We start from the raw sequence: 16,144 nt of genomic DNA, 5'->3' as shown, positions 1-16,144 counted from the left end.
TCTATAATGATATTCATAAATTTCAAACAATTGCGAGAAAACCTATGATCATAGTAACTGGCGGCGCTGGCATGATTGGCAGCAACATCGTTAAAGCACTTAATGACAAAGGTATCAATGACATATTGGTTGTCGATAATCTTAAAAATGGCCACAAATTCAAAAATCTTGTCGATTTAAACATAGCAGATTATATGGATCGTGACGATTTTTTGACGCAAATAATGGCGGGTGACGACTTTGGTCCCATTGATGCTATTTTCCACGAAGGAGCATGTTCAGCTACTACAGAGTGGGATGGCAAATACATGATGCTCAACAACTATGAGTATTCAAAAGAACTCCTTCATTACTGCCTTGACCGTGAAATCCCATTTCTTTATGCATCATCGGCAGCGACCTATGGAGAGACCGATACTTTCATTGAAGAGTCTCAATATGAAGGTGCGCTCAATGTTTACGGTTATTCCAAACAGCAATTTGACAATTATGTTCGTCGCTTATGGCTTGATGCCGAACAGCATGGAGAAACATTATCGCAAATAACAGGGTTTCGTTACTTTAATGTTTATGGACCGCGAGAGAATCACAAAGGCTCTATGGCATCCGTTGCATTCCATTTAAATAATCAAATGAAAGCAGGCGAAAACCCAAAACTCTTTGCTGGCAGTGAGCACTTTATACGAGACTTTGTTTATGTAGGTGACGTTGCCGAGGTAAATCTCTGGTTTATGCAAAATAAGGTTTCTGGCATATTTAACTTAGGCACAGGCAACGCCGAATCATTTAATGAAGTTGCTAAGGCCGTCATTGAACATCATGGACATGGCCAGATTGAGACAATTCCGTTTCCAGAGCACTTAAAAGGTGCGTATCAAGAATTTACTCAAGCCGACTTAACTAAGCTACGTGCATCTGGATGTGACATTAAATTTATGTCTGTCTCAGAAGGTGTCTCAGAATACTTACAAATTATTAACTCTTAAGATTTAACTATATTCTTGGTTTTCAATTCTTATACTATGCTTAACATTACGCATTAGTATTTATTGTTTTTTAGAGGTTGTTATGAAAATAGCTGTCGCCGGTACTGGGTACGTTGGATTATCCAACTCAGTATTACTTGCACAAAATCACACCGTCTTCGCTCTAGATGTTATCGAAGAAAAGGTTGCTTTACTGAACCAACGTAAGTCACCCATCGTAGATAAGGAAATTGAAGAGTTCCTTAACACGAAAGAACTCGACTTTACTGCAACTCTAGATAAAGAATTGGCTTATAAAGACGCGCAATATGTCATCATCGCGACACCAACAGACTATGATCCTCAAACCAATTACTTTAATACTTCTTCCGTTGAAGCGGTTATCAAAGATGTCATTGAAATCAATCCAAATGCAACAATGATCATCAAGTCAACGGTCCCAGTTGGTTACACAGAGCGAATTCGTCAAGAACTCGGCAGCGACAATATTCTATTTTCACCAGAATTTTTACGCGAAGGTCGTGCACTTTACGACAACCTTCACCCTTCTCGTATTATTGTTGGTGAACAAAGCGAGCGTGCTGAAATATTCGCAAACCTATTGGTTGAAGGTGCGATTAAAGAAGACATCGATGTACTGTTTACTAATTCAACCGAAGCTGAAGCTGTCAAACTCTTTTCAAACACTTACTTGGCGATGCGCGTTGCTTACTTTAATGAACTTGACTCTTACGCCGAAGCTCATGGTTTAGACGCTCGTCAAATTATTGGTGGAGTATGTTTGGATCCACGTATCGGTAACCACTACAACAACCCATCATTTGGTTATGGTGGTTACTGTTTACCGAAAGATACCAAGCAGCTTCTTGCTAACTACAACAATGTGCCAAACAACATTATTGGCTCTATTGTTGATGCAAACCGAACTCGCAAAGACTTTATTGCAGACAGTATTATTTCACGCAAGCCAGATATTGTTGGTATCTATCGCTTAATTATGAAGGCAGGCTCTGACAACTTCCGAGCTTCTTCTATTCAAGGGATAATGAAACGCCTTAAAGCAAAAGGTATTGAAGTCGTTGTTTATGAACCAGTAATGAAAGAAGATGAATTCTTTCACTCAAAAGTGATTAAGGATTTTGAAGAGTTTAAACAATGCTCAGATGTTATCGTGTCAAACCGAATGGTCGAAGAATTGGCAGATGTTGCTGATAAAGTCTACACTCGTGACTTGTTTGGTTCTGATTAAGCCTACGCCCTTCACTTCCCACTGAGCTAAATGAATCAGTGGGAAGGTCTAAGAATACAATATCGAGTACAAAGGCTGTAAATGAAAATCCTAATAATTGGTCCCTCCTGGGTAGGTGATATGGTGATGTCTCAATCACTCTATATTACTTTAAAACAACAATACCCTAACAGCACCATTGATGTATTAGCGCCAGAATGGTGTAAACCGATATTAGAAAGAATGCCCGAAATAAATCAAGCTCTCACCATGCCAATTGGTCATGGTGAGTTCAATTTACTTAAGCGGCGTGAAATCGGTAGGTCCTTAAGTGAACATAACTATACGCATGCTTATGTCCTCCCTAATTCTGCCAAATCAGCACTGATTCCTTGGTTTGCCAATATTCCAACTCGTATAGGTTGGAAGGGTGAAATGCGCTATGGGCTTTTGAATGACATCCGTAACAATAAAAAGTCATTCCAATATATGGTCGAACGTTATGTAGCATTAGCGCTTCCAAAAGCCGATATGATTGATTCAACCTCCCTAGGCGGCCTCGCATTACTCCCAAAACCAAAATTATCAATCGATTATGATATTCAACAAGCTACGTTAACAAAATTTGGATTGCATACAAATCGACCCGTGCTTGGCTTATGCCCAGGCGCTGAGTTTGGTCCAGCTAAAAAATGGCCTGAAGAACATTATGCAGCGGTAGCCCAAGAGATGATAAATCGTGGCTATCAGGTCTGGCTATATGGATCACAGAAAGACGTTGCTGCATGTGAAAATATCGTTTCTCAACTAACTTCAGAGAATCAAACTCAGGCTATCGTATTAGCTGGGAAAACCTCGTTAATTGAAGCCGTCGATCTATTGGCCGCCTGTGAAACGGTGATCAGTAATGACTCAGGCTTAATGCATGTAGCCGCCGCTGTAGGCTGCCGTGTTATTGTCGTATATGGTTCAACATCACCTCAATACACTCCACCACTTTCAGAGCACGCAAGCACTGTCCATACCGATATAGAATGTCGACCGTGTTTCAAACGTGAATGTCCGCTAGGGCATTTGAAATGCTTGAAAGAGTTATTGCCCGAGCAGGTCATTCAGGAATTTTAATGACAAAAATCATCAACTCAATTTCACCGAATCAATGGCAAGCATTGGCATTGTTTAGTCTACTTGGATATGTTCTAACCGCTTTTTCTCTGCCAAGTATGCACCATTTTTTTTCTGTCTTGGTTGTAATTGGTAGCCTCGTTACTCTCAAGCTTCACTTTAGGTTTTTAATCAAAGAGCCTATTTTTATCGTTTTTCTGTTAGTCGTTGCTGTTCAAATAATTAGCTGGTTTTTAGGGTTATCTGTATTAGGCGATATGTCAGCATCACAACCTAAAATAGATAAGCTTGCGCGATTGTTCTTATTTATCCCTCTCGCATTTTGGTTAAATGGAAAATCTCACAAAATATATTGGCTTTGGGGTGGGTATTTCTTAGCGATATTACTTGCATGCTTCCAAAGTCCAACAGTTAGTGCTGACCTTATCAATTTAACAAAGGGGATAAGAGTAGATTTCGGCATAAAGAATGCTATGTATACATCTGTTTTTTCCGGCCTATGTTGCTTGGTCGCGATCATTTTCTTTACGACTGAAATATTAAAATCTAACCGGAATACTTTCTGTATGTTGGGTTATTTAGTCATAATACTGCTATCCGCTATTATTCTTATTGGCTCTCAAAGCCGTCAAGTTTTTGTTGCTTATGCAGTAATACTTATATTAGCACCAATATTTGTCTTAATTTGCTTTGAAAAAGCCAGACGATTCAAAACTAAAGTATTGCTGAGTTACCTATTAATCCCCGTTATTATCATTGCTCTATTTCAACAGAATGCGATTAAAAGCCGCTTTGAACAAGAGAGTTCAACTATCTTATCAATATTATCTGGCGACTTTGAACATGTTCCACTTGATAGTGCAGGGATTCGAGCTCGATCTTGGCTCGAGGCGTCAAAATCTATCGAACAATATCCATTATTTGGTCTAGGGCCTAAAGCACCTAAATTTATTATTCAGTCATCAGAATTATTTAAATCTAATCCAATCAATGAAACGATAAAAGGACTACAACATTTTCACAATAGTCATGTTGATATATTAGCCTCATATGGGCTCATTGGTTGGCTTCTAATCATAAGCTGCTATTTCATGGTTCTAGTTCAACTTTATAAACTAAGGCATACTATTCCAAATGGTGAATCCTGGCTTTTCATAGGGATGAGCATTATTACATTCTGGTTAATCGTTAATGCCTTTGAAAGTTATAATCTTAGATCATATGGGGTAATTACACATAATATATTTATGGCAAGCTTCCTATCGTTTTATTTCAATTACAAAATTGATAATTTTAGAAGAGAAAACTAAACAACGATAGTATTTTCGACTTTAATTACTTTTCCCTATTAATCATATCCTTCTAAGGTGGAACGTTTTTTTAGTTGGTTTTTTAGTGATGAGTTATCAAAGTTATAACCGAAAATCTCAATATCTTTTTTGTATACTTCAGCAACAATTTTACGAGTTTCATCTGTATAGAAGTCTCGATAATCCACTTTTTGACTACTTGATTTGGTTTTATTTTCATGTTTTAGCAATGGCTTATGATTTAACTTGAGTTGGTCTGCTATTACATCAAAATCACCTTGAATATTTTCAAAAAAACCTAAAAAGTCCACATTAATTTCATCACTATTTGGTAGACATAAGAACTTATATTGGGGGATAAAGTGTATTGAGCTATATATATTTGAATCAGTCAGCCAGCCTTTCACAAAATCATTAAAACATGAATATTCTGATATGTTATCCAACGCCCAATCTCTATCTGAATCATTCATCCCTTCGTTCTTTAAGAAGTTATATGCAGAAAAAAGGCGATCCCATGGGTTTCGGACAAATGTAAATTTGAAGTAATCATCAAACTCTTGTTTCGAGAATACAACTTGATACTGCTCTATATTACTATGCCCTCCTGCCAAATTGTGAAACAAGCCTCGGCATACAGAGACTCCTGCAGCCTTTGGGATGTGTACAAAAATGCATTTATTTTGATCAAATGGTTTTAACGAGTAACCAGTGTTAGTAATAATGGTTCTTTTTAGTTGCCATTTCCTAAATCTCTTAGCTTTTAGCTTTGAAAATAGAAAACGACGAAAATCATACGGAAGTAAGTAATATATATTATTTAACATTTAAATACCTTTGTCACATTTCATAACTATTTTTCAGTCAAGAAACATCATTATTAAAATAAAGTTACAAGCAATACTTTTTGTTTTTTGTTGACTATATGAGGTTTACTATTCTCTATAAAAACAACTTAATTTGCAGGTAAGACATTAAGTTGCTTTTTACGTTATGTTGCTTTGCTAAATAATCCTTATACTTCATATAAGAAATGTTCCTCTTTTTCATTTTTCGCATAAATTTCAAAGCAAACTTTTTAAACAAAATCGATAAGTCTTTACTCTCATTGAGAGTTTTTGAAGCATTCTCAATTATCGTTATATAATTATCTTGATAGGCGTCAGTATAATTTTTCTGGGTGGTAATTGACTCAGCCCGTCGGCGATAATAAATAACATCATCTTTAATACTATAGACCCGTCTATTCTGTGCAAAAACGCGCCAATAAAAATCTTCGTCTTCATGAATAATACCAACCGTAAATGGATTACTTTTCACGACACTGTAGTGATATAACTTGTTCCAGGTCACTATAGGTAAACAAAAGAAGTTCTTACTATTAAGGGTAATATCACCTAGTACTCGGTTTTTCTTGTAGATACTCGTTGATTCACTTTCTTCATCATAGCTAATGACACCTCCAGAAACGATAATAGCTTTTTCAGTCAACGCAACATTAACCAACGTTTCTATCGCTTCGGGAACAAGCCAATCGTCAGAGTCTAGAAAAAAAACATATTCACCTGATGATAAAGAGACGCCTGTATTTCTTGCGCCTGACAGACCTTGATTTTCTTGAGAGTGTATGAGGACCCTCGCGTCATGCTGGGACACATCTTTTGCGATTGCTACGGATGCATCTGGAGATCCATCGTCGATGCAAATAATTTCAATAGATGTATAAGTTTGAGACATTGCAGATAACAAACATTGCTCAATATAGGCTTCAACACAGTAAACTGGAATGATGATAGAAACCAATGGTGTAGAAGACATACATAATCCTTTCTATAAAATGAATACTTATTTGAGTTCCAATTGACTAATTACTAGCTTTATCGACCCTTTGCTTTTCTGAAAGTATTGTTCAGAGGTAGACTGAATATTAGCGACATACTCATTATCGGAGAACAAGCGTATGAACATTTCAGAAGTCTCAACAGCATCACCGCTAACTTCGGCAATGTTTAAACGAATAAGCTCTTCTGTAATGTCTTTAAAATTATAATAACTCGGCCCAATGATCGACGGTATACCAACTGCAGCAGGTTCAAGTAAGTTATGCCCACCAACTTTATCTCCGAGTAAACTACCTCCCATAAAACAAACATCACTCGCACACAGTAAAGTAAACATTTCCCCCATGGTATCAGCTAGGTAAACCTCCGTATCGGCAAGGTCTTGTTTTGACTGCGTACGGCGATCCAACCGCCATCCTGCATCAACAATAAGCTTTGCAACACTATCAAAACGCTCCGGGTGACGAGGAACAATGATAAGGAGCGCTTCTGGACACTGCTTCACGACATGACGATGAATTTCAAGCACCTGTTCATCTTCGCCTTTGTGCGTGCTAGCCGCGATCCAAACCGGCCTATCTTCACCAAGCAATTTACGTAATTTTTTTCCTTCCACTCGAGCAGAATCGGGAACTGTGATATCAAATTTCATCGATCCTGTAACCGTTAGAGCATCACAAGGTATACCAAGCAAGTTAAACCGGTCAGCATCAGCTTGAGTTTGACAATAAATATGAGAAATGCACCGCCCTAAGAGCGAACTAAACAACGAACCAAATTTTGCGTAACGCGAATATGAACGTTGAGATAAGCGAGCATTGACAACCGATACCGGAACTTTATGTTTAGCTGTCATTGCTAACGTATTGGGCCAGAGCTCAGTTTCCATAATAATCAACTGAGAAGGTTGGACTGTCTTAATAAAACGAGACACGCACCAAGCGAAATCAAGTGGCATATAACGGTGCTCGACCATGCCACCAAGTTTAAGAGCTTGCTCAGCCCCCGTTGATGTGGTGGTAGTTAACACAATCGCCAATTCGGGATGCTGCTTTTTTAGTTCTCGAATAAACGGGGTTATTGCCAACACCTCTCCGACAGAAACAGCATGAACCCATATAGGACTATTTGAATCAACAGAAGGTGTGAATCCAAAGTGCTCAGGCCAGCGTTGACCTATGCTTGGTTTTCCTGGCTTCGTTTTATATAAACTCCATAGAAACACAGGAGAAATTAAAATAAGAAGTAAAGTGTAAATAAAACGGACGACTGTCATTAAAGCCTACTCTTCGTTCGCAAATGTAGAGAGGTACTGTTGCACGATATAACCTTGCTCAAAGTTTTGTAATACTGGAGCCACATCTTTCTGGAAGTTCAACACTTCAGGATTCTCCAATGTCGTTGCTATTTTATCGGCAAGAGATCTTGGCGTTTCATCGGCTAAATACGGCTCCAAGCCCCCTTGCATGACATCCCTTACTCCACCTTTGCAGTCCGTTGCGACTACCGGTGTGCCACATACTAAAGCTTCAATTAGTACCATACCCAATCCTTCCCAGCGTGAACTCAACACAAATAAGTCAGCCTGTTTAAACCAAGGATAAGGGTTACTCTGTTGCCCCTTTAGTATCACATCGTCTTGAAGACCTAGTCGTTCTATCGTGCGTTCTATCGTCTCTTTATCTTTCCCTGCCCCTACAATAATCAATTGATGTGGCAAGTTTTGCTCTTGCTTTAATAATGCATAAGCCTCAATAAGAAGAGGGAAGTTTTTCACTTCAGTTAAACGCCCAAGTCCAAGTATATAAGGTCGCTCTGGAGCAACGTCAGTGGGGATAGGGATATCAGATTCCTGACGAATTAATTCAAAGTCATTTGGGTTACTGATTTTTGTCACGCTCTTTGCGGTTATATTATGCGTAACTAACAGATCATCCAAACTCTCTTTGGCGCCATCAGAAACACACACCATATGACGTTCATTAAACAGATCTGCGAAAATCTGAGTCGATTTGTGTTGATACATGGTTTTGTGCTGAACGTTTTCACAAACAAAAACAAAACGATCATCTTGAATTGGCCAAATATGATCGAATGTGCCCTGACCTCGGAAGATAATTAGGTCAAACTTTCCGTACTGTTTCTCAGATTGTGTTAATAGATAGGCAAATGCTTTTGCTTCGGCATAAGCAAAATAATGAGGAAATGTTTTGCGATATTTAGCGTTAATCAGTTTACATATTAAAAACCAGATAGCTCCAATGCCTGAGCCTAATACCCACTTTTTTAAGTTAAATAATTGAACAATGACGTTCTGATTGCGAGGACGCAATTCTATTTTTCGATCTTTAAGATAAATAAGATGGGAATCATGATTATCTTTGGCAAACGCATCAGCTAAATTAACCGCAACACGCTCCATGCCACCCATTTTTAGGCAATTGACGACAACTGCAACTCGCATTCAATGTTCCCTATTAAGCTTCTATTTTAATGTTTTGTAACCTGAGATCAACGCAGACCAATCTCGCGTTTTATCCCAGTGAATACATTCTCTCACTGACTCTTTCTCGAATGATCTTAATAACCTAGCGATGTTATTTTGTTTCCATTCTTCACTGTTGTTCTTTGAAACCTGACAACACTTATCGAAGTCGATAATCCACACCTTATTACTATCATCTAATAGAATATTATGAATATTAAGATCGGTGTGATTAACGCCAATTTGATGCATTTTCGCTATCTCAATCCCAATCTTTTCATAAATATCATCAGAGAGCTTCCTTTCTCGCAAAACACTCACCAAATCACTGGCATTTGGGATCCGTTCACTTAAAAGGTCTGCCTGGTAGCAGAAGTGCTTCTTTATAACTCGAGCCGCGATAGGCCTAGGTACCGCGACTCCACCGAGATGTAATTGCTGTAGCAGAGAGAATTCTTGATAGCTTCTTGTCTTTTCAAGTGACGAATAGATATAGTGATCTTTCACCAACTTACCAAAAAGACCACCTCTACGATAATGTCGTAGTGCTGCCTGCATTAACGCTAACTGAATAAACCATGTAGTGCCTCGACCTTGAGCTGACCCCACCACTGCATTTACTTGATGCCAATAATCGACATCACAACAACGATCAATCTCTGAGACATCCAATAGTTCATCGTCAAACCAAATAGTTTGTCGGCCTTGCTCACTCTTTTTAATCACACGCTTTCACTCAGGAGATTGAATTCAATTTCTTGCTATTATTTTACATTTTATATGGGGCTATGCATAATCAAAGCCTCCATAATTGCTGTTAGATGCATGGCTTATCATAGAGAACGCTAAATGCCCTTGTTTACCACTCCACCACGCTCCATTTGTGTCCTCCGATTATCTGCAATTGGAGATGTTTGCAATGCGGTAGCCGCCGTTCAAGCCATTCAAGCACAATGGCCAGAAACAAAAATTACGTGGATATCAGGAACATTGGAAGCTCAACTACTTGAAGGTTTGGATAACGTCCACGTAATTGTGTTCGACAAGAAACAAGGATGGAAAGCGTACCAATCATTATGGCGCACTTTAAAAGATGAGCGATTTGATGCGTTACTTCATATGCAATATGCCTTACGATCCAGTATTGCGACATTTGGCATCAAAGCAAAATACAAGTTAGGGTTTGACCGAACTCGCAGTCAAGATGGACAGACGTGGTTTACCAATGTGAAAGTGCCCTCTCCTAGTTCTCCTCATGTACTCGACGGACTTCTAGCCTTTGCGACAGAATTGGGCATTGAAGATGTCACACCAAAGTGGAAGCTGCATTATAGTAATGATGACCTTCACTGGGCGACACAACATATCACGTCATCACAACGCCAATTAGTTGTCGTCCCAGCGGCAAGTAAAGCCTATAAAAACTGGACTGTTCAAGGTTATGTCGATGTTATTAATTATGCTCAGCAACAAGGTTGGAAGGTTATTCTCGCAGGCTCACCAGCTAACATCGAAATTGAACTTGCACAAGAAATTGAGAAACAGCTTACTCAGCCCGTCTTAAACTTAGTCGGAAAAAGTCGCTTAAAAGAGATGCTCGCACTTATCGATTTAGCACAACTAGTGATTGCACCAGATACAGGCCCTGCACATATGGCCAATGCTCTCGACACTCCTGTCGTTGGTTTATATGCCCATCATAACCCAGAGAGAACCGGACCTTACAATTATCGAGATTTCGTGGTCTCTTGCTATGCGGAAGCACTACTTGCCGAAACTGGAAAATCTCCTCAAGACGTTGATTGGCGGACTCGTGTCAAAGATGAATACGCTATGGAACGTATCTCATCGCAAGAAGTCATCACTATGTTCGATAAAGCAGTACAACACTTCAACTTATAAGCCAAGTTTAATCAGATCAGGTATGATAATGGTCATGCCGTATCCAGAGCCCTAAATTCGGAGAACTTCGCCCATGATTACTGGCGTTATCATCACTTTAAATGAATCACAGAATATTGTTGAATGCATTCAATCACTTCAACAGGTTTGCTCTGAAGTTATCGTTGTCGATTCACACAGTCACGACAATACACAGCAATTGGCTAAAGAAGCCGGTGCGATCGTAATTGAACAAGCTTACTTAGGCGATGGGTTTCAGAAAAATGTTGGATTAGAACACTGTAGTAACCAATGGGTCTTAAGTATCGATGCGGATGAGCGTTTGACGGAAGAAGCGGTCAATGCCATCAAACAGTTAGATTTAACGCAAACCCTTCATGACGCCTTTGCCTTTAAACGCCGCAATTATATTGGAAGTCGTTGGATCAAACAGTGCGGTTGGTACCCAGACTACTGTATTCGTTTATACGATAAATCAAAAATTCGCTTTTCCGAAGTGAAACAGCACGCTTCTGTTCAAGCATTAAATCCAGCAAAGTTAGAAGCGGATTTGATCCATTATTCATTTGAAAACCTAGGTCAATTATTTGCTAAACCAGGCCGTAACTTTAGTGGCCGAGCAGCGAAAATCATGTACCAAAAAGGAAAACGGGCGAACGCACTCTCCCCCTTTAGTCATGGTCTTAATGCTTTTATTCGTAAATATATTTTTCAACGAGGCTTCCTTGGCGGTGTCGATGGTATGACCGTCGCACTGAGTTCAGCGGTAAATAGCTATCTCAAATATGCCAAGCTATTAGAGTACCAACGCGATCCCAAGGTCTTAGAAAAAGAAGACTTTGATAAAATTTGGTAACCAAAGAGCAATACAAAATGGAAAAAGTCATCAACATCTGCCATGTAAATCTCGCTTCTGGCTATAGCGGTGGAGAAAACCAAACACTGCAATTGATTAAGCAGCAGTTATCTGAAGGTTATAAGCTAAAAGTGGTGGTCAACCCTAAAAGTCCGTTTGCAAAAGCCGTTCAAGCGTTAGGTTGTGACGTAATATTTGCATCGCACTTCACTCGCTCCCATCAAAAATGGGTAACTGACGATTGTGAATTAGTCCATGTCCATGAAGGACGTGCAATTTATTGGGCTTTAATACAACACCTACTCTATCGTAAACCTTATATTGTTACTCGACGCATCGATAACCCACTCAAGGACAGATGGTTAGCTAATCTTGCGTACTCCAAAGCTCATACTTTAGTGGGGCTCAGTCAAGAAATAGTTAATAAGCTCGCGGCAAAACATTCGCGTGAAAAAATAAAAAAAATCCCTAGCTCACCGGTTAGCTACCCGATAGATGATGATGCTGTTAAACAGATTCGCCAACGTTTCCAAGATAAATTTTTAATTGTCCAAGCAGCAAAAATGCTCAAACACAAAGGGCATAATGTCACCATAGAAGCCGCTAAAATATTGGAAGAGAAAAACGTCGATGTTCATATTGCTTTGCTTGGTGACGGCAAGGACATGCAAGAAATTGCAGCTTTAGCCGTTGGCGTAAATAATATCTCTTTTGAAGGAAAGCAATCTAACATGGGCGATTGGTTTAGTGCGGCCAACTTAATGATTCACCCCTCTTATACCGAGGGGTTAGGCTCAGTCATTTTAGAAGCACTACAAGCGAAACTTCCAGTTGTAGCCACTAATGCAGGTGGAATACCTGATATTATCGAACATAAGAAAAATGGTTTACTCATCGAACCGGGGAATGCTCAACAACTGGCCGAGGCAATCTTAGACTTGTATCAAAATGAAGCTTCCCGAAATACATATATTGCGGCAAGTGAAGAAACCCTAAAGCGCTTTGACATCAGCTACACCTCAGAGCAATATCAACTTATTTATCAAGCGGTTCAATAAAATTATGACTGTCATATATCCTGGAACTTTCGATCCATTGACGAATGGACACCTCGATATTATAGAGCGTGCATCTAAAATGTTTGACCATATTATAATTGGTGTGGCAGCAAGCCCTTCAAAAAAAACAATGTTTACTCTAAGTGAACGAGTAGACCTTGCTCAGCAAGCTACCTCTCATATCGATAATGTCGAAGTAAAAGGGTTTTCTGGCTTATTAGTTGATTTTGCTGAACAAGAGGGTGCTGATGTTTTAATTCGAGGGCTGCGTACAACGGTAGATTTTGAATATGAATTTGGTCTAACTACCATGTATCGTCGTTTGAAGCCAAATTTAGAGAGTATTTTTTTAACACCATCGGAAGAATATGCGTTTCTTTCATCGACGATTATTCGAGAAGTCGCTATTCATGGTGGCGATATAAAATCTTTTGTCCCAAATGTGGTTTTTGACGCAATAATGAATAAAGTCAGTCGCACTTAACTCGTAAGATATTCGAAAAATAGGTCCTATAATAATGGTCGAGCTAATACAACGCATTTTCTCTCAATTTCAAACGCAACATCGACCATTAGTATTTATTCGCCCCAAGGCCATTCAAGAGCCAGACATATACATTGGTGACTTTGATCTTCTTATTCATCCCAAAGACACTTTTTCTTTTTTTTCCACCGTTCAACAATGCTGTGCAGCAATGCGCTATTCGTTTTCACTTAAGCGGCATCGACTCAATAAAATGGAGTTGACACTGTTTTCCCATGATAGCAATAGAAGTGTTCTTATGGATATCTGGACTGAACTTGATATCAAATCCCCGACAATACCAAAAGGGTCGGCGATCTTAACGCAAACACTCATTGATAAAGGTTATATTCATTTCAACGAAAACAATGAATCAGCTCTTTCCCCAAACATCGCTGCTCTTTTCTATTTATCTCATCTTTATTCAAAGAAAAAATCTCTAGAATCCTCAGAGGTTCAGAAGAGGCTACACTACTTCCTTTCACTAACAGGTGTTGATGAGAAGGTAAAGGAATGGTTAGCAAACCCAAGCCACAAATCAATGCAGCTTGCGAATGACGATCTTAAGAGCCTTGGACTCGTATATTCTAATAGACAGCACCGTATCTCAAAAAATTGGTTCCGTCTAAAACAAGACGTTAGGAAAAAAAGAAAATTTATAGCGATAGTTGGACCTGATGGAGTCGGAAAAACAACCGTTATTGATTCATTGACCCACTCTATGGGAGGTCAATATTATCGATTTAAAAAGATGTTCCGAAAAGGACTCCTTTATCATGTGCTTTATCGCACCACAAAGAAAAAGCTCGATAAAAAGTCTGGTATTAAATTGGCCAAGAATCAATTTGACGACGAACAACATAAGAAACTTTTCTGGATTGCGTTACTTGGGGGATACTTACGAGGCTTGGCTTTTAATATTGGTAAATTCAAATTTATCGATCGCTATTATCCCGACTTATTAATTCAAGGAACTCGTTTTCTTGATAAAAATGTCACCCGAGATCAAAAAGCCAAGGAAAAGATAGTGCTTTGTCCAACACCTTTAGCTTATATTCAGCTTGATGCTCCGGCTGAGGTTATACATTCACGAAAACAAGAGTTATCGGTGATTGCTATTAATCATTTACGTTCTGACTACTTTGAAATTGGGTACATGTTAAATAGTCCGCTATTTATTTATATTAATAATAGCCATTCAATTGAAGCGACACAGAAACTAATTAGAGAAATAAAATTATAGCGATACTATGACAACGATATTCATTGATCCTAAAAAGATACTAGGTTTCGGTAATGAGCGAGCTTGTTTTATTCATCCAACCGACCCTTCAAAGTGTATAAAAGTTAACCAGCCGGGTATCATTCATCGAAACCAAAATAAAATTGAAGATTATTATTTAACAAACTTAAAAAACCGTAATGTCCCGTTTACCTATCTCTCTGAATACTATGGTGAGGTCGATACAGATTGGGGAAAAGGTCTAATGTTTGAACGGATAATGGATGATGGTCATTCGCCTTCTATACGCCTTGATGAAGCAATTAAGCAAGGAATTGTTTCCCGAGACGTCGTTAAAGACCTTCTCAATGACCTAAATAAATACCTAGTGAGCAATGCCATTTATATCGGCGACTGCAATAAAGATCAGTTGCTTTTGCAGCGCGATCACAATGAAATGCGTCTAAAGGTTATCGATGGACTAGGGACTCGTAATTTTTGTATCAAACTAAGATTACTTTGTTATTTCTCTTGGTATGCTCGACTAAAAATGAGATTGAAATGGCCATGTATCAAAAAAAACTATCAACTTTAATCCAATGCTAACATGCCGTATTGTTGCTATAATTCGCGTAATAATATCTCAAATCTTCGGCTAGGCTATAAATGAGAAAATTCAACTATTACCTAAGTCATGGGTTATTGACCCTAATCCCTAATTCGCTCCATCGCTATATTGCGAGAAAAAAGGTCAAATCACTCACTGAAGAGCCATCCACCTACCTTCAATCTAGAATCGACTATTACAATCAAATTAGCGATACTTTCATACTTAATGATAAGCCAAGCACTCAGATTGACGCATTCAAAAAGACAGGTGGTACAACTTATTACTTTGATCTTTTTAAAGTCATTAAAGGGTTCCCTAAAGCCAATCGTTTCCATTATATAAATGGGGATGTACGAGAGGTTCCTGGCGCTCCCGCATTCGTCAAAAGTCGCCCAATTAATAACAACAATCACAATTCCATTATATTGAAGTTAAATGCCATTCGTCATTTTCAATTCCTAAAAGATCCACTTACCTTTGCGGAAAAAAAAGACTTAGCCGTCTGGAGAGGGTTGGGGTTTTTAGCGCATCGAAAAGTAGTTATTGAGAAATATTATGATCACCCACGCTGCAATATAGGGCGTCATAGACCACAAGAAGGTCAGCCTTGGGATAAACCAAGAATGACAATTGAAGAGCAATTAAAATATAAGTTTATTCTTTGTATTGAAGGCAGAGATGTCGCGACCAACTTGAAATGGGTGATGTCTTCAAATTCACTCGCCGTTATGTCTAAGCCTAAATTTGAAACTTGGTTTATGGAAGGGCGTTTAGAAGGTGGCGTTCATTATGTTGAAGTGAAAGATGATTATTCAGATCTTATCGAAAAAATGGATTATTACATTGCCCACCCTGAAGAAGCAGAAACGATTATTGCAAATGCTCATGCATGGATTGAACAATTTAAAAACCCAGAACAAGAACGTTTGATCTCCTTGTTAGTTGCAAACAAGTACTTCAAACATTCAGGACAGGAACATTACAGCAATAATACTTAA

General features: G+C 38.7%; 16 protein-coding genes. 11 read left to right on the top strand and 5 right to left on the bottom strand.

Going from position 1 to position 16,144, the window contains the following annotated elements; genetic code table 11:
• Nucleotides 1–44 precede the first annotated feature (44 nt).
• The 4 genes from rfaD to ACWU4D_RS15095 all read left to right on the top strand — a co-directional run bounded on the left by rfaD (nucleotide 45) and on the right by ACWU4D_RS15095 (nucleotide 4,649).
• Nucleotides 45–986: an ADP-glyceromanno-heptose 6-epimerase gene (gene rfaD / locus ACWU4D_RS15110; protein WP_456052275.1), complete on the top strand. Its 942-nt coding sequence runs from the start codon at nucleotides 45–47 to the stop codon at nucleotides 984–986.
• Between the two features lie 82 nt (nucleotides 987–1,068).
• Nucleotides 1,069–2,235, top strand: coding sequence for a nucleotide sugar dehydrogenase (locus tag ACWU4D_RS15105; protein ID WP_456052274.1), 1,167 nt, complete (start codon nucleotides 1,069–1,071; stop codon nucleotides 2,233–2,235).
• An 81-nt stretch (nucleotides 2,236–2,316) separates the two neighbouring features.
• Nucleotides 2,317–3,339: a lipopolysaccharide heptosyltransferase II gene (gene waaF / locus ACWU4D_RS15100; protein ID WP_456052273.1), complete on the top strand. Its 1,023-nt coding sequence runs from the start codon at nucleotides 2,317–2,319 to the stop codon at nucleotides 3,337–3,339.
• Nucleotides 3,339–4,649, top strand: coding sequence for an O-antigen ligase family protein (locus ACWU4D_RS15095; RefSeq protein WP_456052272.1), 1,311 nt, complete (start codon nucleotides 3,339–3,341; stop codon nucleotides 4,647–4,649). The genes waaF and ACWU4D_RS15095 overlap by 1 nt, the downstream gene beginning before the upstream one ends.
• A gap of 38 nt (nucleotides 4,650–4,687) precedes the next feature.
• Here ACWU4D_RS15095 and ACWU4D_RS15090 read toward each other — a convergent pair whose 3' ends face one another.
• From ACWU4D_RS15090 to ACWU4D_RS15070, 5 genes are all read right to left on the bottom strand, one after another.
• On the bottom strand, nucleotides 4,688–5,476 hold the full coding sequence (locus tag ACWU4D_RS15090; RefSeq protein ID WP_456052271.1) for a sulfotransferase family 2 domain-containing protein: 789 nt from the start codon (nucleotides 5,474–5,476) through the stop codon (nucleotides 4,688–4,690).
• Between the two features lie 115 nt (nucleotides 5,477–5,591).
• Nucleotides 5,592–6,467 (bottom strand): glycosyltransferase family 2 protein, encoded by an 876-nt coding sequence (locus tag ACWU4D_RS15085; protein WP_456052270.1) that lies wholly within the window; start codon nucleotides 6,465–6,467, stop codon nucleotides 5,592–5,594.
• Between the two features lie 27 nt (nucleotides 6,468–6,494).
• Nucleotides 6,495–7,766, bottom strand: a complete 1,272-nt coding sequence (gene waaA / locus ACWU4D_RS15080; RefSeq protein ID WP_456052269.1) for a lipid IV(A) 3-deoxy-D-manno-octulosonic acid transferase — start codon at nucleotides 7,764–7,766, stop codon at nucleotides 6,495–6,497.
• Between the two features lie 6 nt (nucleotides 7,767–7,772).
• Nucleotides 7,773–8,954 (bottom strand): glycosyltransferase, encoded by a 1,182-nt coding sequence (locus ACWU4D_RS15075; RefSeq protein WP_456052268.1) that lies wholly within the window; start codon nucleotides 8,952–8,954, stop codon nucleotides 7,773–7,775.
• 21 nt (nucleotides 8,955–8,975) lie between these two features.
• A complete protein-coding gene (locus ACWU4D_RS15070) occupies nucleotides 8,976–9,698 on the bottom strand; it encodes a 3-deoxy-D-manno-octulosonic acid kinase (RefSeq protein ID WP_456052357.1) in 723 nt (240 codons plus the stop codon).
• A 126-nt stretch (nucleotides 9,699–9,824) separates the two neighbouring features.
• Between ACWU4D_RS15070 and ACWU4D_RS15065 the strand changes: the two genes are divergently transcribed.
• The 7 genes from ACWU4D_RS15065 (at nucleotide 9,825) to ACWU4D_RS15035 (ending at nucleotide 16,144) form a co-directional block, all read left to right on the top strand.
• Nucleotides 9,825–10,877, top strand: a complete 1,053-nt coding sequence (locus tag ACWU4D_RS15065) for a glycosyltransferase family 9 protein (RefSeq protein WP_456052267.1) — start codon at nucleotides 9,825–9,827, stop codon at nucleotides 10,875–10,877.
• Nucleotides 10,878–10,950: 73 nt separating this feature from the next.
• Nucleotides 10,951–11,733, top strand: coding sequence for a glycosyltransferase family 2 protein (locus tag ACWU4D_RS15060; protein ID WP_456052266.1), 783 nt, complete (start codon nucleotides 10,951–10,953; stop codon nucleotides 11,731–11,733).
• Nucleotides 11,734–11,762: 29 nt separating this feature from the next.
• The gene (locus ACWU4D_RS15055) at nucleotides 11,763–12,791 is read left to right on the top strand and encodes a glycosyltransferase family 4 protein (protein ID WP_456052356.1); all 1,029 of its coding nucleotides are present in this window, start codon (nucleotides 11,763–11,765) and stop codon (nucleotides 12,789–12,791) included.
• A gap of 4 nt (nucleotides 12,792–12,795) precedes the next feature.
• Nucleotides 12,796–13,275, top strand: a complete 480-nt coding sequence (gene coaD / locus ACWU4D_RS15050; RefSeq protein WP_456052265.1) for a pantetheine-phosphate adenylyltransferase — start codon at nucleotides 12,796–12,798, stop codon at nucleotides 13,273–13,275.
• A 298-nt stretch (nucleotides 13,276–13,573) separates the two neighbouring features.
• Complete coding sequence (locus ACWU4D_RS15045; RefSeq protein ID WP_456052264.1) at nucleotides 13,574–14,557, top strand: hypothetical protein; 984 nt, start codon at nucleotides 13,574–13,576, stop codon at nucleotides 14,555–14,557.
• Nucleotides 14,558–14,564: 7 nt separating this feature from the next.
• On the top strand, nucleotides 14,565–15,131 hold the full coding sequence (locus ACWU4D_RS15040; RefSeq protein ID WP_456052263.1) for a YrbL family protein: 567 nt from the start codon (nucleotides 14,565–14,567) through the stop codon (nucleotides 15,129–15,131).
• Nucleotides 15,132–15,202: 71 nt separating this feature from the next.
• Complete coding sequence (locus tag ACWU4D_RS15035; RefSeq protein WP_456052262.1) at nucleotides 15,203–16,144, top strand: glycosyl transferase family 90; 942 nt, start codon at nucleotides 15,203–15,205, stop codon at nucleotides 16,142–16,144.

The sequence above is a fragment of the Vibrio phycocola genome (assembly GCF_053850235.1).
The sequence above is the reverse complement of the archived record's forward strand: the minus strand, read 5'-3'. Positions and strand labels throughout refer to the sequence as shown.